The 20,463-nt window shown below is 64.5% G+C and carries 19 protein-coding genes; 13 read left to right on the top strand and 6 right to left on the bottom strand.

What is annotated here, in order from left to right; all coding sequences use genetic code 11:
- Nucleotides 1-228 precede the first annotated feature (228 nt).
- The 7 genes from V6657_RS26875 to V6657_RS26845 all read left to right on the top strand — a co-directional run bounded on the left by V6657_RS26875 (nucleotide 229) and on the right by V6657_RS26845 (nucleotide 7,972).
- Nucleotides 229-1,863, top strand: coding sequence for a ShlB/FhaC/HecB family hemolysin secretion/activation protein (locus V6657_RS26875; protein WP_082170089.1), 1,635 nt, complete (start codon nucleotides 229-231; stop codon nucleotides 1,861-1,863).
- 58 nt (nucleotides 1,864-1,921) lie between these two features.
- The gene (locus V6657_RS26870) at nucleotides 1,922-3,772 is read left to right on the top strand and encodes a MotA/TolQ/ExbB proton channel family protein (protein ID WP_082170082.1); all 1,851 of its coding nucleotides are present in this window, start codon (nucleotides 1,922-1,924) and stop codon (nucleotides 3,770-3,772) included.
- A gap of 9 nt (nucleotides 3,773-3,781) precedes the next feature.
- Entirely contained in the window at nucleotides 3,782-4,195 is a 414-nt protein-coding gene (locus V6657_RS26865) for a biopolymer transporter ExbD (protein WP_048931577.1), read from the top strand.
- A 13-nt stretch (nucleotides 4,196-4,208) separates the two neighbouring features.
- On the top strand, nucleotides 4,209-4,925 hold the full coding sequence (locus V6657_RS26860) for a TonB family protein (protein WP_082170081.1): 717 nt from the start codon (nucleotides 4,209-4,211) through the stop codon (nucleotides 4,923-4,925).
- Between the two features lie 41 nt (nucleotides 4,926-4,966).
- Nucleotides 4,967-6,742: a putative porin gene (locus V6657_RS26855; protein WP_248694753.1), complete on the top strand. Its 1,776-nt coding sequence runs from the start codon at nucleotides 4,967-4,969 to the stop codon at nucleotides 6,740-6,742.
- A gap of 103 nt (nucleotides 6,743-6,845) precedes the next feature.
- Nucleotides 6,846-7,457: a hypothetical protein gene (locus V6657_RS26850; RefSeq protein ID WP_053166274.1), complete on the top strand. Its 612-nt coding sequence runs from the start codon at nucleotides 6,846-6,848 to the stop codon at nucleotides 7,455-7,457.
- 44 nt (nucleotides 7,458-7,501) lie between these two features.
- Entirely contained in the window at nucleotides 7,502-7,972 is a 471-nt protein-coding gene (locus V6657_RS26845) for a YbjN domain-containing protein (protein WP_248694752.1), read from the top strand.
- 115 nt (nucleotides 7,973-8,087) lie between these two features.
- On the opposite strand, the gene V6657_RS26840 is transcribed toward V6657_RS26845, so the two are convergent.
- Entirely contained in the window at nucleotides 8,088-9,308 is a 1,221-nt protein-coding gene (locus V6657_RS26840) for a substrate-binding domain-containing protein (protein ID WP_048931574.1), read from the bottom strand.
- Nucleotides 9,309-9,802: 494 nt separating this feature from the next.
- On the opposite strand from V6657_RS26840, the gene V6657_RS26835 reads away from it, so the two are divergent.
- Nucleotides 9,803-10,546 (top strand): hypothetical protein, encoded by a 744-nt coding sequence (locus V6657_RS26835; protein ID WP_048931573.1) that lies wholly within the window; start codon nucleotides 9,803-9,805, stop codon nucleotides 10,544-10,546.
- Complete coding sequence (gene gspK, locus V6657_RS26830; protein WP_048931572.1) at nucleotides 10,543-11,511, top strand: type II secretion system minor pseudopilin GspK; 969 nt, start codon at nucleotides 10,543-10,545, stop codon at nucleotides 11,509-11,511. Before V6657_RS26835 ends, gspK begins: the two co-directional genes overlap by 4 nt.
- Before the next feature lie 15 nt (nucleotides 11,512-11,526).
- Here gspK and V6657_RS26825 read toward each other — a convergent pair whose 3' ends face one another.
- The 5 genes from V6657_RS26825 to V6657_RS26805 all read right to left on the bottom strand — a co-directional run bounded on the left by V6657_RS26825 (nucleotide 11,527) and on the right by V6657_RS26805 (nucleotide 15,775).
- A complete protein-coding gene (locus V6657_RS26825; protein WP_048931571.1) occupies nucleotides 11,527-12,150 on the bottom strand; it encodes a prepilin-type N-terminal cleavage/methylation domain-containing protein in 624 nt (207 codons plus the stop codon).
- On the bottom strand, nucleotides 12,150-12,560 hold the full coding sequence (gene gspI / locus V6657_RS26820; protein ID WP_082170080.1) for a type II secretion system minor pseudopilin GspI: 411 nt from the start codon (nucleotides 12,558-12,560) through the stop codon (nucleotides 12,150-12,152). The genes V6657_RS26825 and gspI overlap by 1 nt, the downstream gene beginning before the upstream one ends.
- Nucleotides 12,547-13,017 (bottom strand): type II secretion system minor pseudopilin GspH, encoded by a 471-nt coding sequence (gene gspH / locus V6657_RS26815; RefSeq protein WP_048931569.1) that lies wholly within the window; start codon nucleotides 13,015-13,017, stop codon nucleotides 12,547-12,549. The genes gspI and gspH overlap by 14 nt, the downstream gene beginning before the upstream one ends.
- A 2-nt stretch (nucleotides 13,018-13,019) precedes the next feature.
- Nucleotides 13,020-14,234 carry a type II secretion system inner membrane protein GspF gene (gene gspF, locus V6657_RS26810; RefSeq protein WP_048931568.1) on the bottom strand — a complete coding sequence of 405 codons (1,215 nt, stop codon included), beginning with the start codon at nucleotides 14,232-14,234 and terminating at the stop codon, nucleotides 13,020-13,022.
- A 122-nt stretch (nucleotides 14,235-14,356) separates the two neighbouring features.
- Nucleotides 14,357-15,775 (bottom strand): PLP-dependent aminotransferase family protein, encoded by a 1,419-nt coding sequence (locus V6657_RS26805; RefSeq protein WP_048931567.1) that lies wholly within the window; start codon nucleotides 15,773-15,775, stop codon nucleotides 14,357-14,359.
- A gap of 217 nt (nucleotides 15,776-15,992) precedes the next feature.
- Between V6657_RS26805 and V6657_RS26800 the strand changes: the two genes are divergently transcribed.
- The 4 genes from V6657_RS26800 to V6657_RS26785 all read left to right on the top strand — a co-directional run bounded on the left by V6657_RS26800 (nucleotide 15,993) and on the right by V6657_RS26785 (nucleotide 20,435).
- On the top strand, nucleotides 15,993-16,517 hold the full coding sequence (locus V6657_RS26800; RefSeq protein WP_021193602.1) for a rhodanese-like domain-containing protein: 525 nt from the start codon (nucleotides 15,993-15,995) through the stop codon (nucleotides 16,515-16,517).
- Nucleotides 16,518-16,614: 97 nt separating this feature from the next.
- Nucleotides 16,615-17,592 carry a serine O-acetyltransferase EpsC gene (gene epsC / locus V6657_RS26795; RefSeq protein WP_137884805.1) on the top strand — a complete coding sequence of 326 codons (978 nt, stop codon included), beginning with the start codon at nucleotides 16,615-16,617 and terminating at the stop codon, nucleotides 17,590-17,592.
- Nucleotides 17,593-17,680: 88 nt separating this feature from the next.
- Entirely contained in the window at nucleotides 17,681-18,625 is a 945-nt protein-coding gene (locus tag V6657_RS26790) for a family 2A encapsulin nanocompartment shell protein (RefSeq protein ID WP_021193604.1), read from the top strand.
- Nucleotides 18,600-20,435 (top strand): family 2A encapsulin nanocompartment cargo protein cysteine desulfurase, encoded by a 1,836-nt coding sequence (locus V6657_RS26785; RefSeq protein WP_082170079.1) that lies wholly within the window; start codon nucleotides 18,600-18,602, stop codon nucleotides 20,433-20,435. The genes V6657_RS26790 and V6657_RS26785 overlap by 26 nt, the downstream gene beginning before the upstream one ends.
- Nucleotides 20,436-20,463 lie beyond the last annotated feature (28 nt).

Here is a 20,463-nt window from a genome sequence, read left to right as displayed (position 1 = left end):
AACCTATGGACGTGCCGCAGAGCCCCTTCCCATGCGGCTTCGTGGCGTGTTTTCGATCACGCCATGACGTGTCGCGCCTCGCTTCATGAAGCTTGCGTGACATCACAAAATGTTTGCGGATTTGCATTTCAGCAAACGTCATTCCTGTGAAGACCGACGGCTGGCCAACGACACAGCCGAACGTCGCACAACACACGAATGAATGCCGAATCGGCACCGAGCCAACGCATGTCCCAATTCAAACAACGCCGCAAACAACGCAGGTCTGCGGGGAGTGTCCGGCTGGCGATGCTGTCGCTGCTGATGCCGGGCGTGGTCCTGGCGCAAGAGCCACCCGCACCGGTTGCAGCGCCGTCTTCCGAGCCTGCACCGCAGCGCAAGGTCAATATCAATGAGTACGTCGTACGCGGCAACACCACGCTCGACATCCGCACCATTGAGAAGACCGTCACACCGTTTCTTGGTCCGGATCGCACGCTCAAGGACATTGAAGATGCGCGTGCCGCGCTGCTGGCCGTGTATCAGGCCAAGGGCTTTCAGTCTGTCTATGTGGATCTGCCAGAACAGCAGGTGACGGGCGGCGTGGTGATCCTGCAGGTGAATGAAACCCGCGTGGGCCGCGTGCGCGTGACGGGCGCCGAGTACACCTCGCCGCGTTTGGTGCGTGAAGGCGTGCCTGCACTGCAGGAAGGTAAGGTGCCGGATTTCACGCAGGCGCAGACGGAGCTGTCGACGCTCAACCGGGCCGATCGCCAGGTGATTCCGGTGGTGCGTCCGGGGGCGGTTCCCGGCACGATGGATGTCGACCTGAAGGTGGACGACAAGTCGCCAGTGCACGCCAGCATCGGCCTGAACAATGACCGCAGTGCCGAGACGCGCCCGTTGCGGATGACGGCCTCAGTCAGCCACGACAACCTGTGGCAGCTCGGGCACCGTGCCTCGCTGTCGTTCTTTGGGGCACCTCAGGATTTCAGCCAGGCGCGCGTGTGGTCGGGTGCATACACCGCACCGATTCCCGATACGAACTGGAGCCTGGAGTTCTCGGGCTACAAGTCCGACAGCAACGTTGCCACGACGGGCGGCACCAGCGTGCTGGGCAAGGGCCACGCCGTGGGCGTGAAAGCCAACTACGTGCTGCCGACGGCGGGCGCATGGTGGCAGCAGCTTGGCGTGGGCATCGACTTCAAGGACAACGCCGAGAGCCTGCGCTTTGGCAGCACGAGCGACCACGTGCCGCTCAAGTACGCGCCCATCTCGCTGTACTACACGGGCTATCGCCAGAGCGAGCGTGACACGCTCAGCCTGAACCTGAGCGCCACCGCTGGCACGCGCAGCCTGTTCGGCTACGGCAGCGATGAGCGCGCCTACGACTACAAGCGCGTGAACTCGCGTTCGAGCTTCCTCGCTTTCAAGGCTGACGCCACCGAAACGCACACCTTCCAGGGCGGTTCACAAGCCGTGGTGCGTGTGGCAGGGCAACTGTCGGATTCGCCATTGGTTTCCAGCGAGCAGTTTGCTGCCGGCGGCATGAGTAGCGTGCGTGGTTACCTGTCTGCGGAAGCGACGGGTGACTACGGTGCACTAGCTTCGTTCGAGTGGCGGACTGCGCCGTACACGAAGTTCGCGCCCGCACTGGACGAAGTGCGCTTCTACCTTTTTACCGATGCCGCCTACCTGCGCTTGCGGCAGGCGCAGGTGGAGCAGGCGAGCAGCTTCTCGCTCCTCTCGCTTGGCTTTGGCACCAGTTTCAAGTTGACCGACTACGTGCGTGGCCGCCTGGAGTTCGGCTATCCGCTGCGCGACGGCCCCAGCACGCGTGCGCACACACCGCGTGTGAACTTCAGCGTGAACGCCAGTTACTGAACACGCCAGTGCGCTACGTCCAACCGCTTATTTGCTTTGTCTTCGGAGAGTTTCTGCCATGCGACGCATTCTGTTCCTGCTCACGCTGCTGAGCGCCTTCCTGCCCGGCACCGCGCTGGCGTGGTGGCAACCTGATTGGGCCTATCGCAAACCGATCACCGTGGATGCGGGCCCGCAAGGCGGCGCACTCAAGAGCGATGCCGGCCGCACGCCGGTGCTGGTGCGTCTGCACACCGGCAATTTCAGCTTTGATGGCACGAGCGAGAACGGCGCCGACCTGCGCTTTGTTGCCGCCGATGACAAGACCGTGCTGAACCACCAGATCGAGCAGTTCGATCCGCTGCTCGGCATCGCTCTGGTATGGGTGGATGTGCCGGCGGTGACCACGGGTGCACCGCAACGCATCTGGATGTACTACGGCAATCGCAAGGCGCCCGCGTCGGGCAATGGTCAGCTGACCTTCGATCCGGACTACACCGCGGTCTATCACTTTGGCGAGACGGGCGCGCCGCCGCGCGACACCACGGCCTACGGCAACCACGCACAGACGCCCGTGACCACGCTCGATGGTGCGGTAATCGGTAAGGGTGCGCAGTTCAACGGCACGCCGCTGATGCTGCCGGCGTCGCCGTCGTTGACCACGCAGGCCAATGGCACGTTGACCGTGTCGGCATGGGTGCGGCCCGACAAGCTGGCCGCAGGGCAAGTTGTCTACGCACGCCGTGACGGCGCCAATGAGTTTGTGCTTGGCGTGGACAACGGCGTGCCCTTCGTGCAGGTGAATGGCCAACGCAGCGCCCCTGGACAACCCGTGCGTGAAGGGCAGTGGTCGCACGTGGCGGCCACAGCGGATGAGCAGGGCGTGCACTTGTATGTGAACGGTGCGGTTGCGGCCAACCTGGCAGCGCATCTGCCCGCGCTCAACAGCGCGGCCGCCGTGGGTGGCGATGCACCGGGCGGCGCGGGGTTGAATCCGTTCAACGGTGCCATTGATGAGCTGCGTTTGTCCAAGACGGCACGCCCCGCCGGCTTGATTCAAGCAGACGCCATTGCGCAGGGTGCCGAATCGCGCCTGGTGTCGATGGGCCCCGATGAACAGCAAGCTGGCAAGAGCCACTTCGGCTTCATCCTTGCGGCCATGCCGGTCGATGCGTGGGTGGTGGTGTGCGTGCTGGGCCTGATGATGGCCGGGTCATGGGCCATCATGATCACCAAGAACCGCTACTACAGCACGGTGTCGCGCGCCAACGCACGCTTCATGGCGGTGTTTCGTGAGACGGCAGGCACGTCGCTCGATTCGCTGGCGCGTGGCGGCAAGGTAGGGGCTGATATCCGGCAGGACTCGTCGCTGTGGCGCCTGTATGAGATCGCCATTCGCGAGATGCAGTTGCGGCACGAGCGCGGTTTCGACATCAACGCGGTGTCCGCAGCCACCATCGCTGCCATTCGCGCCGCCATGGAAGGCGTGATGGTGCGCGAGAACGAGCGCATGGCGCGCCGCATGAACTGGCTGTCGACCACCATTGAAGGCGCCCCCTATGTCGGCCTGTTCGGCACGGTGATCGGCATCATGCTGGTGTTCGTGGTGGCGGCCATGGCCGGTGCGGTGGACATCAACTCAGTGGCGCCGGGCATGGCTGCGGCGCTGCTGTGTACGGCAGCCGGCTTAGGCGTGGCCATTCCCGCGCTGTTTGGCTACAACTGGCTCGCCTCGCGTTCGGATGCCATTGCGGCCGACATGGCGGTGTTCGTGGATGAGTTCGCCACGCGCCTGGCGGAAGAGCACGGCGACGGCCGCGCCACCATCGTACTGGGCGATACCGCACCGCGTGCAGCGCATGCAGACCATCGCACCGACACCTCGGGCGGCGGCTTTGTGGCCAGCCCGGCCGCGCCGCACCGCGAGTAAGGGGCCGCCATGGCAAACCTGTCCCGCTTTGGGCCCAAGAAGCGCGCCAGCGGCATCAACATCACGCCGTTTGTGGATGTGCTGTTGGTGGTGCTGGTGATCTTCATCCTCACTAGCAACGCGAGCATCCCCGGTATCAAGGTCAACCTGCCGAAGGCCAGCGCCAGCGTGGCGCTGGAGAAGCCCAAGACCAAAGCCATCACCATCGACAACAACGGGCAGGTGTTTCTGGATGCGTATCCGGTGACGCTGCCCGAGCTGGAAGACCGCCTGCGCACCGAGAAGGCCATCACGCCGGATTTTCCGGTGATCGTGCGTGGCGATTCGTCCGTGCAGTACGCCAAGGTGGTGGAAGTGCTCGACCTGCTGCGCAAGATCGATCTCAACCAGATCGGTCTGGTGACCGGCAAGCCGGCGGCGTGAGGGCGGCGCGACCATGCAGCTCGACCTGAACCCGTCCGCGCCCACTGACGATCCGCAGCCTGCTTTCTGGCGGCGTTGGGGCGGCTATGTGATCGGCGCCGTAGCAGCGCTGATCGTCGTGGCGGTGGTGTGGTATCTGCTCGCGGGCACGGCCAGCACCAAGCGTGAAGCACCGTCCACGCCGATGCTCGTGCTGCAGCCGCCACCACCTCCGCCGCCTCCGCCACAGCCCGAAAAGCAACCGGAGCCTGACAAGGTGAAGCCCGAAGTGGTGGAGCCCAAGCCCGACCCCACGCCCGAAACACCCAAGCCTGCAGAAGACACGCCCAACCCGGCGAAGGACCTGTCCGACCCCGTCACCATGAACGCCGACGGGCAGGCCGGCACTGACGCCTTCGGTATCGGCGCAGGCAAGGGCGGCGGCATGAGCGGTACGGGTGCCGGCGGCGGCAACGCTACGTACGGCCGCTATTTCGGCTACGTACTGCAGCAGGCCCTGTCACGCGACGACCGCGTGCGCCGCCTGGCGTTCTTGATGCAGGTGAACGTGTGGTTGGACCCGAACGGCCGCATCACCCGCGTTGAGTTGGTGCACGGCAGCGGCAATACCGACACCGATCAGGCTGTGCTCGCCTCCTTGCGCGCCATCGAGCGTGTGGATGAGCGGCCACCAGCTTCCCTGCAGTTTCCGCAGCGGGTGACGCTGCAAGGCAAACGGCCCGCCGGCTGACAACGACACGCCGGCGCGCCAGGGCGGGCCGGCATTCCAGCATGCAACGCACTTCTTCCAACAACATGGCACTCAACCCCGTTACCCACCCATTCCGTGCCGCAGCACTGGCATCGGCTGTCGGCCTGTTGATCGCGTCGGGCAGCGTGCACGCGCAAGCTGCCACGGGCGAAACCACGATGGTCAAGCTCATCCGCGGCCTGATCCAGAGCGGCGCACTCAAGAAAGACGTCGGCGAAGCGCTGCTCGCGCAAGCGCGTGCCGAAGCGCAAGCCACGCAGCAACTTCAGCGCCAGGTGGCCGCGCAGGCTGCTCAACCTACGCAAACGGCAGGCGTGAAAGCCGAGCCCGGTGACGTGCGCGTGCCCTACGTGCCGCAGACCGTGCGCGACCAGATTCGCGACGAGGTCAAGAGCGAGGTGCTGGCCCAAGCCAAGACCGAGCGCTGGGCTGCGCCCGATGCCATTCCCGCCTGGACGCAGGGCATCCGCGTGGAAGGCGACGTGCGCGTGCGCAACGAATCGCGCTTCCTGTCCAACCAGAACAGCAACATCGAAATCGACTGGGCAGCCATCAACGCCGGTACTGGTTTCGATGTCAACACCAACACGAATACCAAGCTGCCGCCGCTGCTCAACACCTCGCAGAACCGCCGCAACCAATGGCGTGTGCGGGCGCGGCTGGGCGTCTTTGCAGACATCTCCGAGAGCACGCAGGCCGGCATCCGTCTGGCCTCGGGCAGCGACAACAACCCCGTGTCGACCACGCAGTTGCTGGGCACCGCGCAGGGCAAGAAGAACGTGTGGCTGGATCAGGCATGGATCTCGCACAAGCCGGCCGACTGGGTGACGATCACGGGCGGCCGCTTCGCCAATCCATTCTGGTCGACCGACCTGCTGTTCTCGCAAGACCTGAACTTTGACGGCATTGCCGCCAACTTCAGCAAGACACTGCGCGGCGACACCATCACCGTGTTCGGTACCGCCGGCGTGATCCCGCTGGAGTATTCGGCAGACGGTTTCCCGAGCCGCAGCCAGAACAAGAGTTCCAGCGAGAACAAGTGGCTGTTTGCCGCACAGGCTGGCGCGGAGTGGAAAGTGGATTCGCGCAACACGGTGCGTGGTGCAGTGGGCTACTACAACTTCAACAACGTCACGGGGCAGGTGTCGCAACCGTGCGCGTTGTATTCAGGGCTGGACAACTGCAGCACCGATTGGTCGCGTCCGGCCTTCATGCAGAAGGGCAACACGTTGATGCTCCTGCGCAATATCGCGCTCAACCCGCTGGACCCGGCCAACACGCCGCAGCCGCAGTATGTGGGCCTGGCATCCGAGTTCCGCCTGCTGGACTTGAACGCGCGCTGGGACACCAAGGTCATGGGCAACTACGGCCTGCGCTTCGACGCCAACTACATCCGCAACCTGGCGTACGACGCCGACAAGATGTGGCAGCACGCTGGGCCGGGCGGCATCGTCAACAACTTCGGTGGCACCGGCGGTACGAATCGGTCGGACTTCCACAGTGGCGGCAATGCGTACATGTTCCAGGCCACCTTTGGCAAGCCGGCGCCGAGCGCGCGCGGCGACTGGAACGTCATCGCCGGCTACAAGCGCATCGAGGCGGATTCCATGCCAGACGGCTACAACGACCCCACCTTCCACGGCGGCGGTACCAATGCACGCGGCTACTACTTCGGCGGTTCGTACGCGGTGGACAAGAACGCGTGGTTCACCGGCCGCTGGATCTCCACGCGTGAAGTCACCGGCCCGCGCCTGTCGATCGACACGCTGCAGCTCGACTTCAACGCCAAGTTCTAAAGGGGGCGACGTGGACGAGAACCGAATGGCTTCACGGGTGATGTTGGCGTTGTTGGCGGCGACATCTCTGGCCCCCTGTGCTGTGTCGGCGCAGCAGCCCAGCATGGAAGAGCGTTTGCGCACGCAGTTGCGCGCCACCACCACGCAGCTTCAGCAGGCACAGGCGCAGCTCGCCCAACTGCAGGCGGGCGGTGGCGCCAACGCGCCCGCATCCGATGCCTCCAAGAAGGAACTGACCGACTTGCGCGCCCAGCTTGACGCGGAGCGTGCTCGCACGCGTCAGCTGAGCGAAGGCAGCGCCGCCGCCCATCGTGAAGCCCAAACCGTAGCCGACAAGGCCAACACGCAGATCACGCAGCTGCGCGCCGCATACGATGAGTTGCTGCGCCGCGCCCGCGCCAGTGAAGCGGAGCGCCAGAAGCTGGCCACCGCAACCGCCACGCAGCAGAACGCCCTGCAACAATGCGAGGCCAAGAACGCCAAGCTTTATGCCGTCGGCCAGGAAGTCCTCAACGCCTACGAGTCGATGGACGTGACCACCGTCATCGCCGCACGCCAGCCGTTTGCCACCAAGTCGCGTGTCAAGTATGAGCAGATCGCGCAGGAGTATGGCGACAAGCTGTACGACGGCCGCTTTGATCCGCGCGCAGTTGCCGCGCCTGCTCCCGCGTCTGAAGCCTCCGCACCGCACGCAGAAGCGCCGAAGGCGCCCTGAGCTTTTCCTTCTCCGATTTATCCACGCACATGACCACCATGTCCATGCTGACGACCCTTTCCCCCACCGATGTGTCTGACGCCATCAAGGCGGCCGGCGGCGCCGTAACTGCCATCGAGCAAGGTGGCATCACCCATCTGACCAGCGCCAGCCATGGAATCAGCTTCCAGATTCTGTGGGGCAACGCCATCGAGCCAGATCACTATGCAGACTTCACGCTGAGCTGCCCGCTGCGTGTGCAGGGTGGCACGCTGCCCGACGGGCTGATTGCTGATTGGCACCGTTCGCGCCGTTTTGCGCGTCTCGCACAGCACGGTGATTTTGTTGTGCTGGAGATGGACGTGATCGCCGCTGGCGGCATCTCCAACGAGCACTTGGCCATGCAGATCCGCTTGTGGATGCAGATGATGGGCGAGTTCTTCGTCTACCTGCGCAACTACCGCGATGAGCCGGAAGCACAGGCCGTTGCATCGGATGTAAACGCAGCTCAGTCCACGGAAGCCGTCGCGCAGTAATGCAATCCGTCGTTCTGCTTTGATGCTGCAGCGTTTGCACGACCATGAAAAAAACCCGGCAATGCCGGGCTTAAACCTCGCGACAGCGGCGAACCGCTGCCAATGTCGCTATCGATTAACGACCAGCCTTGCCTGCGCAAGCCGTGGTGTTGCCGATGTTGACGTTCTTGCCGTTGACGTTGTTGATCAGGTTGTCACGGATGGCGCTGACCAGCGTGGTCGGCAGCGGAGCGAAACCGTTGTTGCGGATCAGCGGACGGTTGTCGTTCGTACCCGAGTACGTCGTGTGACGATCCAGGAAACCCAGGATCTTGCTTTGCACCGTGGCGTCCTTGTAGCACTGGACTTGGTCCAGGTACGTCAAGCCCGAGATCGGGTAGCCAGCGGCCGGGGTAGCGACCGTCAGCGCCCAGCTTTCGGGCTTGGACAGGTCGGAGCCCACTGCCGGCAGCGAAAGCAGTGCCTGCGTGGTGTTGGAGGAGGTCGGTTGATAGTCCAGACCGTCGGTTGCGTTGGTCAGCGAAGCGGCGGCCAGGTTTTGCGTGGCAACACCCGAGCTCGGGGCGAGCGTGGTGTTGATGTAGTCGGGGCTCAGGTAACCGATTGCGTTACCGGTTGCCACGCCATCACGTACACCTGCGCTCAGGTTGCCACCCACGAAGTTGCTCGGGAAACCGCCCGGGAAGCTGTCGGAGAACTTCGTGCTCACCACGAAAGCGACGTTCGAGTTGCCGCCGCTCGTGCAAACGGCGTTCAGGTGGCGCGTGAAGATTTCCGACGTGCCGCTGCTGTCCGAACGGTAGACGACCTTGATCGTGCCGGAAACCGAGCTATCGATAGCGCTCCAATCGGTGATCTGGCCCGAGAAGATGCCGCACAGTTGGTCGTCGTTCAGCGTAACCGCGCTCAGACCATCCTTCTTGAACGGGATGCCGACCGGCGTGCCGACCGACGGGATCTGCACCAGGTTGCCTTCCGTGGGACGGCGGTTCGTGTTGTAGGTGTTGATTTCCGTGCTGCTCAGCACCGAGTCGCTACCGGCGAAGTGCACAGTCGTGTCGGAGCGCGGCGTTTGGTAGGCGTTGTTGAAGGCAGTCGGAGCGTTGGTCAGCAGGGCGGTCTTGCCAGCGCCGCTGCCCGTCACGGCATAGATGTGGTTCGGGCCGAACGCGGCGATTTCCGAGCCGTACAGGAACTCAGGCAGCGATGCGCCACCACCGACCACCACAGGGGTTTGCGGATTCGGGTTCGGTTGCGTACCGGCAAAGGCCACCGCTGCCGTGCCCAGGGCCAGTGTGGCGCAGGCGGCTTGAATCATGACTTGCTTCAGCTTCATGGAGTGCTCCAGAGGAATAGGGATCAGCAAATACAAGTTGTGTTGTTTGCCGATGTGCACTCAGGAATGAACTCACACCGGCATGCAAAGTATTGATGCCAGGTGTGAATCAGACGGGATAAGCAGATGAAAAAGCGATGGCGATAGCTCATGCGTTCTCGTCATGAGTTTCTGCGGAATGAAAGCCGTGGAATATAAGTAGTGTGCGGTTTTGCAGGTCGCCGTTCGTCAATTAGAGGCGGACTGTGCGTTTGAGTTTCACACGTGACAGACGCAAGGCATTGCGCCATGCATGAATGGGGAATGCAATTCGAACAATTGAATTGTATGACTGCATTCTGATTGAAATTCAATTGAATACAAGCCATGGCGTATTTGCCAGGGATGCGTGTTGTCTTTTGATCTCGCTCCAAAGTAGAGCAGGACACAGGGCACCACGCAATGCAACATATGAAGGGGGGCGCTGCAGAACCATTCAACCATGAGGTCCGTTCATGAACCTGGCTTTGCATCCGACCGAAGAGCGTATGTTGACGGTAGCGATGTATCTCGAGGAGTTTGCCTATCTGGCAAAGGCGGAGCATGTGCCGCGCGCACGTTGTCCGATCTGTCATGGGGCGCTGTATGTGATTGGCTCGAAGAGCGACAAGCTCAAGCCGCGCTTCAGCCATATCAGCGGCGAGCGGCTGTGCTGCCCGCTCGTGCGCAATGGCGAGGCGCCGTCCGACATCACGGTCGAACAGCAAGCGGATGCCGTACTCGCGCAGCGCAACCGCGAGCGCTTTCTCACGCAATGGCAGTGGCACTTTGCGTTCATGAAGCGGCCACACCATGCGCCTACGCTATCCATGGCGCGTTTCATTGCCTTGCTCGACTATGCGTCCGCACGCAATCTATGGGCGTACGAAGAACTCAAGCCCGCGAGCGTGCCGTACATCCTGCTGTCGTATGCAGGCTTCATTCTGGCGGGACGGCAGCGCGGCGGGCGATGGCTGCATTTCTGGTTCGACTCGTCTGTGCGTGATGTGCACGACTTGCATACGCCGCGCCGGTCGCCACCGCGTTTCTTTCGCGCGCACTATACGCACCCGCGCGCGACGCTGCTGCCGTCGCAACAGCATCTGTTCCACATGGAGGAGGTGAGCTTGTCGCAGACGTATCTGGAAGAAGCACAGCCCGCCGTGAACGCAGAAGACGTGGGTGCGTTCTGGACCTATCTGCGCCGGGCCGAGGCATGATGCGCCGTGAGCGCGGCGCGGCTGTCGTCACCGCATTGCTGGTAGTGGCGATGGCGGTGACATTGGTGGCGACGATGTTCGCAGGCCAGCGCGCGGCCATTCGCACGGTGGAGGTGCAACGCCTGCGTACCGACACGGTGTGGATGCAGCGAGCTTCCGTGGAGTGGGCACGCATGCTGCTGCGCGAGAACGCACGTACGACGCCCGTCGATCATCTCGGCCAGCGCTGGGCATCGCCCGTCAATGATTTGCCCGTTGCCGGCGTGCTGGGCAAGACGGGCATGCAAGCATTCGATGCTGCAGGTGACATGCGCGTCGACGGCTACATCGAAGATGCGCAGGCCCGCTTTAACCTCAACACATTGGTGACGGCGGCGGAAGGGGGAAAGCCGCCTGGCATTCGGCCGGAAGGCGTGCGTGTGTACCAGCAATTACTGGCGAAAGCCGATCTCGATCCGTCGTTGGCGATGCTGACGGCCACCACCATTCTGCGCAGTTTTGATGCAAAGGGCTCGTCCGCATTTGCGCTCGCCCAGCCGGAAGACCTAGTGCGTATTCCGGGCTACACGGCCGACGGTGTGCGCAAGCTCGCACCCTATGTGGTTGTGCTGCCCGAGCCTACGTCGGTCAACCTGAACACTGCGGGGGCGGAGGTCCTGGCTGCGACGATCCATGGCCTGTCGCCGGGGCAGGCCGCAGCGCTGGTGTCGAGTCGCGACAGGGCATGGTTTCGCGATATGGGGGATCTCACCAACCGCCTGAAGGCCATCGCACCCGGTCTAGCTGAGCAAGGTGACATCCTGCTGGAAACGCGCAGTCGCTACTTCATCGCGCACAGCCGGCTGCGCAACGGGCGGGCTACACGCTCGCTGGATGCGTTGATTCTGCGCGAGGGCATCGGCGAGCGTTACCGCACCTCAGTGCTGTGGGTGCGCGAGCCGGCCATGCCAGGCATTGATGGTTGAAGCGGGAGCCGCACGCTACAGATCCGCTAGAACGACCTTGGTATAGGGCGCGTCGTTGACCATCACCGTCACTTCCAGGCCTGTCACGGCGTTGGGGGTTATCCGCCACAGCATGCCGGGGACCGCCACGGCAGATGCGGAGCGCGATGCGTCCGCCGACAATGCCTGCCACCCCTGTGTCGTCCACCCACGTACTTGCAGCGCCGACGTGTGCTCCACCAGCGTCAGTCGCTCCGGCAATGTGGCATTCAGCGCTTCGCGTGCGGGGCCGCGTTCGTTGAGCGGCGCTGAAGCTTCGCGGATGAGCGAGCCACCGTCCACGCGATAGCGCACCACCTGCCAGCGGATCGGCTGACGCGCGTCGCGCAGCATGCGCACGATGCGCAAGTCTCCATCACCAAACACAACGGTGGGCTGGCCAAGATCGTCGTCGCGCACGGCCTCGCCAAAATCCGTCTGGAGCTGCTCGAACAGGCGGTCGATGGCGCGCGTCTCTTCCAGGCTTTCTGTCAACCGATGCTGGCCACGAATGATGCCGTCCAGCGAACGCCACGAGATCAGCGCAATGATTGCGAGGATGGTGATGGCGATCACCATCTCGATGAGGGTGAAGCCGGCGGATGCGCGGGGGCGCAGCATCAGAAGGCCTGATTGGAGGTATCGGCCAGCACGGTGGCCACTTGCGCGAGGCGCACGCGCGTCTCCAACCCTTCGCCTTCTCGGTAAACGGAGACGACGACCAGATGGAATACGGGGTTCTCCAGCACGATGACGATGTCCTCGCATGTAAGCGCAATACGCCCCTGGCCACACGATGTGCGATGCAGCCCTGGCGGTGGTACCACGTTGGCCAAGCGCATGCGCGCAAGGTGGTTGGCGGCGCTCCATTGCGCCAGCGTACGCTCGCGCATGCCGGCGCTGGAATCGGCCAGCAAGCCGGTCGCCCGCAGGCAGGCACCGAGCGCCACGGCCACGATCACCAGCGCCACCAGCACTTCCAGCAACGTGAAGCCGGCAGCGCGCCGCCGCCCGGGCCTATTGCACGACATAGCGGCTCGGGCCAGTGGTGACGATATCGACCTGTGCAGCATCGACGGCCATGCGCAGGGTGATGGGCGCCTCGATGGCTTCGCGGCCGAACAGCACGCGCACGCTGCCCGACTGCGCGGGGCGGCCTACCTGCATGAGCGACAGCGCAGACAACGGCTGGCGCCATTGGCCCGCGCGTAGCACATCGTCGCGAAGCGGCTGCCAGGCATCGTGCTCACGGATGAGGAAGCGGTAGCCCTCGGGCGTGGCCTCCCACACGATGGGTTGCGAGCGCAGGCGCGCTTCGTCATGCGCCGCCTGCAGCAGAAAGATCAGGCGCTGCGCCTGGTGTTCCAGCACCGTGCGTTGGCTCGGTTGCGCATTGACAACCACCGCCCCCATCACGATGCCGATGATGACCACCACCACCAGCATCTCCAGCAGCGTGAAGCCGCGTGCGCGCCTACCTATACGCATGCTCAGCGCACCATCTGGTTGATGTCGAGAATCGGCATCAGCACGGCCAGCACGATCAGCAGCACCATCACGCCCATGCTCAGGATGAGCGCGGGCTCTAGCAGGCCGGTGATGAACAGCGTGCGGCGCTCCAACTCGCGTGTTTCGCCCTCGGCTGCGCGGTCCAGCATGGGGGCGAGGTTGCCAGTGGATTCTCCCGAGCGGATCAGGTGGACCAGCACGGGTGGAAACCGGTTGGCATGCGCCAGCGCTCGCGAGAGGGATGTGCCCTCGCGCACGCGGCTGATGGCGTCTTCCACGTTCTGGCGCAGCACCACGTTATTGAGCGTCTCACCGGCCGCCTGCAGCGCCCGCAGGATCGGCACGCCCGCGCTGATGAGAATCGCCAGCGTGCTGGCAAAGCGCGCTGTGTTGTAGCCGCGCACGAGCCGGCCGACCAGCGGTGCGCCGAGCAGCCAGCCGTGCCAGGCTTGTCGGGGGCCAGGGCGTTGCAGCAAGCGTTTGACACTCACGCCGATGCCCACCGCAACCATGGCGGCCAACCAGCCCCAGTCGCGGGCGAAGTCACTGCAGGCCAGCATGACGATGGTCAGTGTCGGCAGCTTTTGCTTGGTTGTCGTGAAGACCCCCACCACCTGCGGCACCACGTAGGTGAGCAGGAACACCACAATGCCGAATGCCACCACGGTAACGACGGCCGGGTAGGTGAAGGCCAGCTTGATCTTCTGGGTGAGGGCATTGCGGCCTTCGATGTAATCGGCCAGGCGCGAGAGCACCACGTGCAACTTGCCGGTGTGCTCCCCGGCGGAGACGAGGGCGCGATAGATGTCAGGAAAGTCGCGCGGATGGCGGGCCAGCGCACCGGACAGCGATTGCCCGCCCACTACCTCCGAGCGCAGCGTGCTGATGAGGTCACGTACGTAATCGCGTTCGGCTTCAGCCGCCAGGGCGGACAGTGCTTCGTCCAGCGGCAGGCCAGCGGTCAACAGGCTGGCCAGTTGGCGCGTGAAGAGCGCCTGCTCCGTAGTGCCGAGGCGATGACCGAGCAGCCCGCTGACGCTTGCATTGGCGGTGCGCTCGGCCACGGCGGATACGTCGATCGGCGTCATGCCACGCGAGCGCAGCAGGGTGCGTGCGCCGCGGCTGCCATCGGCGTCGATGACGCCACGGCGCAGTTGTCCGGCCGGCGTGACGGCCTCGTAGCGGAAGGTCGGCATGAGCGAGAACGGGCGAGAACTGCGGGTTCATCAGCAAAGCCGGACCGACTCTAGGCGACAAAGATGGCGTTGTGGTGTGCGAAAGTTTGCACAAGCGTGTCAGTGCGGCATGCGCAGCAGACTCAGGCCCGCTTGCGCACCGGGCGCCGGCCCATCTCTTGAAGGAAGGCCTGAGCGCGCGCCTCGCTGGTGTAGGCCGTGTTGATCCGCACCCAGGGCGAGACCTCCAGGTTCGGCCGGAAGTAACTGCCGGGCGCCAGCGTCACGCCATGCTGTTCCGCCGCAGTCACAAGATCCCGCGAATCCTCCACGTGCGGCACGCGCGCCCACAGGAAGTTGCCGCCGGGCGGGTGATGAAACACTTCCCAGCCAGCGTCGGTCAGCACATCGAGCGAGGCGATGATGGAATCGCCGATGCGCTGGCGCAGCCGCTCGACGTATTTGCGATAGGCGCCGCGTTCCAGCAACGTGGCGACAACGGCCTCTGCAAAGCGCGAGCCGCCCACGCTGGTGAGCATCTTCACGTCGGTCAAATCCTGCACGAGATCGCGCCGCGCAATCAGATAACCCACGCGCAGCGATGCCGACACCGTCTTGGAGAACCCGCCAACGTAGATCACGTGCTCGAGTTGGTCCAGCGTGGCCAGCCGCGCGGTCGGGTCGCCCTGGATGTCGGCAAAGATGTCATCTTCCACAAACACGAAGCCGTGGCGCCGCGCCAGCTCCAGCAGGCGAAACGCCACCGGCGGTGACAGCACCGAACCCGTCGGGTTGTGCAGCACGCTGTTGATGAAGAACAGCTTGGGGCGGTGCTCGCGCAGCATCGCCTCCGTCACCTCCACGTCGGGGCCATCAGCGGTGCGAGGAATGCCGACCAGCTTGACGCCATGCAGGCGCAGCAGGCCAAACACGTTGTAGTAGCCCGGGTCTTCTACAAACACGGTGTCACCGGGTTTGAGCAGATGGCGGATGACGAGGTCGATGGCCTGGCTGGCCCCCACCGTCATCATCACGTTGGGCAGCTCGGCCTGGATGCCCAGTTGGCGTGCGCGCGTCATGATCTGGTGGCGCAGCGCGGTATTGCCCAGCGGCGTGGCGTAGTCGATGACGGCTTCCACGTCGGTGCGCGAGACCTGGCGGATGGCCTGCGTGAGGCCGTCCAGGTCGCGCCAGTCCGCCGGCACAAAACCGCCGCCCAGCTTGAGTGACGCATCGGGGTAGTTGAACTGCTCGAGGATGTGATCGGATTCGATCTCTGCGCGGCGCGGGTCAGACCAGCCGCGCCCGCCGCGCCCCGTCAGGCCGCTCTCTGCCACGTAGAAGCCTGAGCCGTGGCGCGAGTCCAGCAGCCCCAGCGACACCAGCCGGTCGTACGCCTCGATCACCGGAAACCGGCTGATGCTGTACTCGGCCGCCAACTGGCGGATCGACGGCAGCTTGGCGCCGGGTCGTACGTCGTTGTCGCGAATCCACGTCTGCACGCCGGCCACGATCTGGTCAGCAATGGGCACGCGGGTGGTGGCGTCGATCAGGAGCTTCATGGGCGGCAGCCCTCCGTAGCGGATGATGCAGAACAGTCACATGTAACTGTTCGTGAGTGTTCGTATTGTAGCGACCCGCTGTGCAAGTGGAAGACGCGCCGATACCCCCTTTATGCGTTGGGCGTTGATCGAAGGGCGGTTTTATTCGTTTTATCAAATATCACCCACGGCTAGAGTGGGCTTGTCCATCACTCATTGTTGCCAAGCCGGAGGTCCGATGTCTTCCAACCCTGCTCAAGCTGCCGCTGTTGCGCGTGATCCGGCCGTTCAGGCCGTGCTCGACAGTGTATTGGCGACGCCTTCTGACGCCCTGCTGGAGCGCGCGCGCGCCCACGCTGCCGCACAAGGGTTGCGCTATGCGGGCGGTCTCTCACCGGCCGAGGCTTGGGCGCTGGCCAGCCGCGGCGAGGCCATCCTCGTAGACGTGCGCACCGCAGAGGAGCGCAAGTTCGTGGGCCGTGTGCCCAACACCGCGCATGTTGCCTGGCAGACGGGCCCCGCCATGCTCAAGAACCCGCGCTTCCTGCGCGAGTTGGAGAAGGCCGCACCCAAGGGTGCCGTGTTGCTGTTGCTCTGCCGAAGCGGCAAGCGCTCTGCGGCGGCAGCCGAAGCCGCCGCAGCGGCAGGCTTCGCCAACGTGTTCAACGTGCTCGAGGGTTTCGAGGGCGATCTCGATGAACAGCAGCAGCGCGGCGAGGCCGGTGGCTGGCGCCGCTGGGGTCTGCCCTGGCAGCAGGACTGAAGGCGCGCGCTGGCCCGCAGCACCCAACCACAAGACCAATCACTGAATACTGAACAGGGGAGCGACGATGAGCGACAGCATCATCGCGGGGCGGCCTGTGCCCGTGCAAAGCGCAGGCTGGCAATTGGACCGCATTGTCAGCGAGCTGCGCACGGCGCGCGCCGACTGGCGTGCGCGCCACGGCCGTACGGAAGTCACGGGTCGCGAGCTGCCCTCGCGCGAGGCCGTGCGGCTGATTCTGGATGCGTTGCGCGGGGCGCTGTTCCCCATGCGGCTCGGGCCGACGGACCTGCGCGAAGAAAGCGAAGACTTCTATGTCGGTCACACGCTCGATGCGGCGCTCAATGCGCTGGTCGCGCAAGTCCGGCTTGAGTTGCGCCACGCCGCACGCCAGGCCGGCGCGCACGATGCCGATATCCATACCGATAGCGACGCTGTACAGCGGGTGCGCGACTTCGCGGCGGCGCTGCCAGCGCTGCGCCGGTTGCTCGATACCGACGTGCTGGCCGCCTACCACGGCGATCCGGCAGCGCGCAGCGTCGACGAGGTGCTGCTGTGCTACCCGGGCATCCTCGCCGTCATTCACCACCGCATTGCGCATCACCTGTACCGCGCGGGACTGCCGTTGCTCGCGCGCATGGTGGCCGAGACCGCGCATGCTGACACCGGCATCGACATCCACCCCGGCGCGCAGATTGGCAGCGGCTTCTTCATCGATCACGGCACGGGCGTGGTGATTGGCGAGACGGCCGTGATTGGCGAACGTGTGCGTATTTATCAGGCGGTGACGCTGGGCGCCAAGCGCTTCTCTGCCGACGCCGAAGGCCACCTGGAGAAGGGCGCCCCACGCCATCCGGTGGTGGAAGACGACGTCGTCATCTACGCCGGCGCGACCATCCTCGGGCGCATCACCATCGGGCGTGGCTCGTCCATCGGCGGCAACGTGTGGCTCACGCGCAGCGTGCCGCCGGGCAGCAGTGTCACCCAGGCAAACGTACAGAGCGCAGTTCAGGACGAAGTTCAGAACCGTCCGCCGCACGCGCGTCGCGACAGCGAGGCACACCCCGCACGCTGATCCGCCTGACGCGTTTTTCTACCGTTTTTTCCACCGCACCCGCCAGAGAAACGGGGGCATTTTTCTACGTGAAGTTGGGAGTCATTGCATGGCAGAAGCAGATACCCAGGACGTGCGCACTGCGCTAGGCGACAGCGCAGCACGCCAGTTGGCGAACGCGACCAAGACCGTTCCCCAGTTGTCCACCATCAGCCCGCGCTGGCTGGTGCACTTGCTGCAGTGGCAGCCGGTGGAGGCGGGCATCTTCCGCCTGAACCGCGTGAAGAATCCGCGCGATGTGCGCGTCGCCTGCTCGCAGCGCGACGAGGCGGAGGCGGAGTTGCCGCAAACCTTCGTCGATTACGAAGACCAGCCGCGCGAGTACTTCCTCAACGCGGTGACGACGGTGCTGGACGTGCACACCCGTGTGTCCGACCTGTACAGCAGCCCGCACGACCAGATTCAGCAGCAACTGCGCCTGACCATCGAGACCATCAAGGAGCGTCAGGAAAGCGAACTGATCAACAACCCCGACTACGGTCTGCTGGCCAACGTGGATGAAACGCAGCGCATCTCCACGCTCACCGGTGCGCCCACGCCGGACGATCTGGACGAACTGATCACCAAGGTGTGGAAGGAGCCGGCGTTCTTCCTGGCCCATCCGCTGGCGATTGCCGCGTTTGGCCGCGAATGCACGCGCCGTGGCGTGCCGCCGCCCACCGTCAGCCTGTTCGGCTCGCAATTCATCACCTGGCGCGGCCTGCCGCTCATTCCGTCGGACAAGGTGCCCATTGACGAGAACGGCCGCACGAAGATTCTGCTGCTGCGCGTGGGCGACAAGCGCCAGGGCGTGGTCGGCCTGTATCAGCCGGGTGTGGCGGGCGAGCAGAGCCCGGGTCTGTCGGTGCGCTTCATGGGCATCAACCGGAACGCCATCGCGTCCTACCTGATTTCGCTGTATTGCTCGCTGGCCGTGCTGACTGAAGACGCGCTGGCGGTGCTCGAAGACGTGGAGATCGGCAAGTACCATGACTACCCCGACACCTACAAGTAATGCGCCCGGCGTGAGTGGCCTGACGCTGCCGGCGGGTTTGCCTGACCCGGCCGCGCTGGCGCAGTTGGCCAACGCGTTCTTCACGGCGCTGCCGGGCAGCGAGCCGGAGCCTGCGATCGATCTGGCACCGGCAGGTGCATCGCCGCAACTGAGTGCGTTGCCTGTTGCAGATGCCGCACCGATTGCACCGCAGGTGCCTGTGCTGGGTGTGCCCACGCAGTACGCTGCGGCGCTGCCGCAGGCGGCATCCGGTCATGGCCAGCCTGTACCTGCGCATCCCGTGTCGGCACCCAGTTCGCCGTACTACTTTCTGGGTGAGGCGAGCGGCTATCAGTCCGCTGTGCCGCATGCGGGGGTGGCGGCGTCGGAGGCGGGTGTGCCGGATGATCGCGTCTCGGCGCAGCCGTTCCACCTGCCGGGCACCGATGCGCTGGCACGGTTGATCGACGGTGCGGCCGGTACGCCGCCCGCTGGGCCGGCTGCGTTGCAGCAGCCCGGTGGCGCGGCGCAGGCGGGGCAGTTCTACTTCCTTGCGCCGCCCACGGTGCCTACGTTGGAAGCGTCACGTGACACCAGCCACCAGCCGCATCGCGCCAGCACGTTCGACGTGCACGCGGTTCGGCGTGACTTTCCGATCCTGGCCGAGCGCGTGAATGGCCGGCCGCTGATCTGGCTGGACAACGCCGCCACCACGCACAAGCCGCAAGCGGTGATCGATCGGCTGGCGTATTTCTACGCGCACGAGAACTCCAACATCCACCGCGCGGCGCATGAACTGGCCGCGCGTGCCACGGATGCCTACGAGGGTGCACGCAACAAGGTCGCGCGTTTCCTGGGTGCGAAGTCGTCAAGCGAGATCATCTTCGTGCGCGGCGCCACGGAGGCGATCAACCTCGTTGCGCAGACGTTCGGCCGCCAGCACATCGGCGCCGGGGACGAGATCATCGTCTCGCACCTGGAGCACCACGCCAACATCGTGCCGTGGCAGCAGCTTGCCGCGCAGGTGGGCGCGCGCATCCGCGTGATTCCGGTGGACGACAGTGGGCAGATCCTGCTGGACGAATACCGCAAGCTGCTCAGCAGCCGGACGAAGCTGGTGTCTGTCACGCAGGTGTCGAATGCGCTGGGGACGGTGACGCCGGTGCAGGAGATCATCGCGCTGGCACATGCAGCAGGTGCGCGCGTGCTGGTGGATGGCGCGCAGGCGGTCTCGCACTTGCGTGTGAACGTGCAGGCGCTGGATGCGGACTTCTACGTGTTCTCCGGCCACAAGATCTTCGGGCCGACGGGCATTGGCGTGGTGTACGGCAAGCAGGATCTGCTCGACACGCTGCCGCCGTGGCAGGGCGGCGGCAACATGATTGCCGACGTCACGTTCGAGAAGACGCTATACCAGCCCGCACCCGCGCGCTTCGAGGCCGGCACCGGCAACATTGCGGATGCGGTGGGGCTGGGCGCCGCGCTCGATTACGTCGATCGCATTGGCCTGGAAAACATCGCCCGCTATGAGCACGACCTGCTGGTGTATGCCACGCATGGGCTGTCGCGCATTCCCGGTTTGCGGCTGATCGGTACGGCCGCCAACAAGGCGAGTGTGTTGTCGTTCACGCTGGCGGGGTATCGCACGGAAGAGGTGGGTGCGGCGCTCAACCGCGAGGGCATTGCCGTGCGCTCTGGCCACCATTGCGCGCAGCCGATCCTGCGGCGCTTTGGGGTGGAGGCCACGGTGCGGCCGTCGCTGGCGTTCTACAACACCTGCGAGGAAGTGGACGAACTGGTGCGTGTGGTGAGCGCGCTGGCGCGGCGCTGACATCAAGAAGGGAAGGTCTGCCGCCGGT

It is taken from the genome of Ralstonia sp. RRA (genome assembly GCF_037023145.1).
GTDB lineage: Bacteria > Pseudomonadota > Gammaproteobacteria > Burkholderiales > Burkholderiaceae > Ralstonia.
The sequence above is the reverse complement of the archived record's forward strand: the minus strand, read 5'-3'. Positions and strand labels throughout refer to the sequence as shown.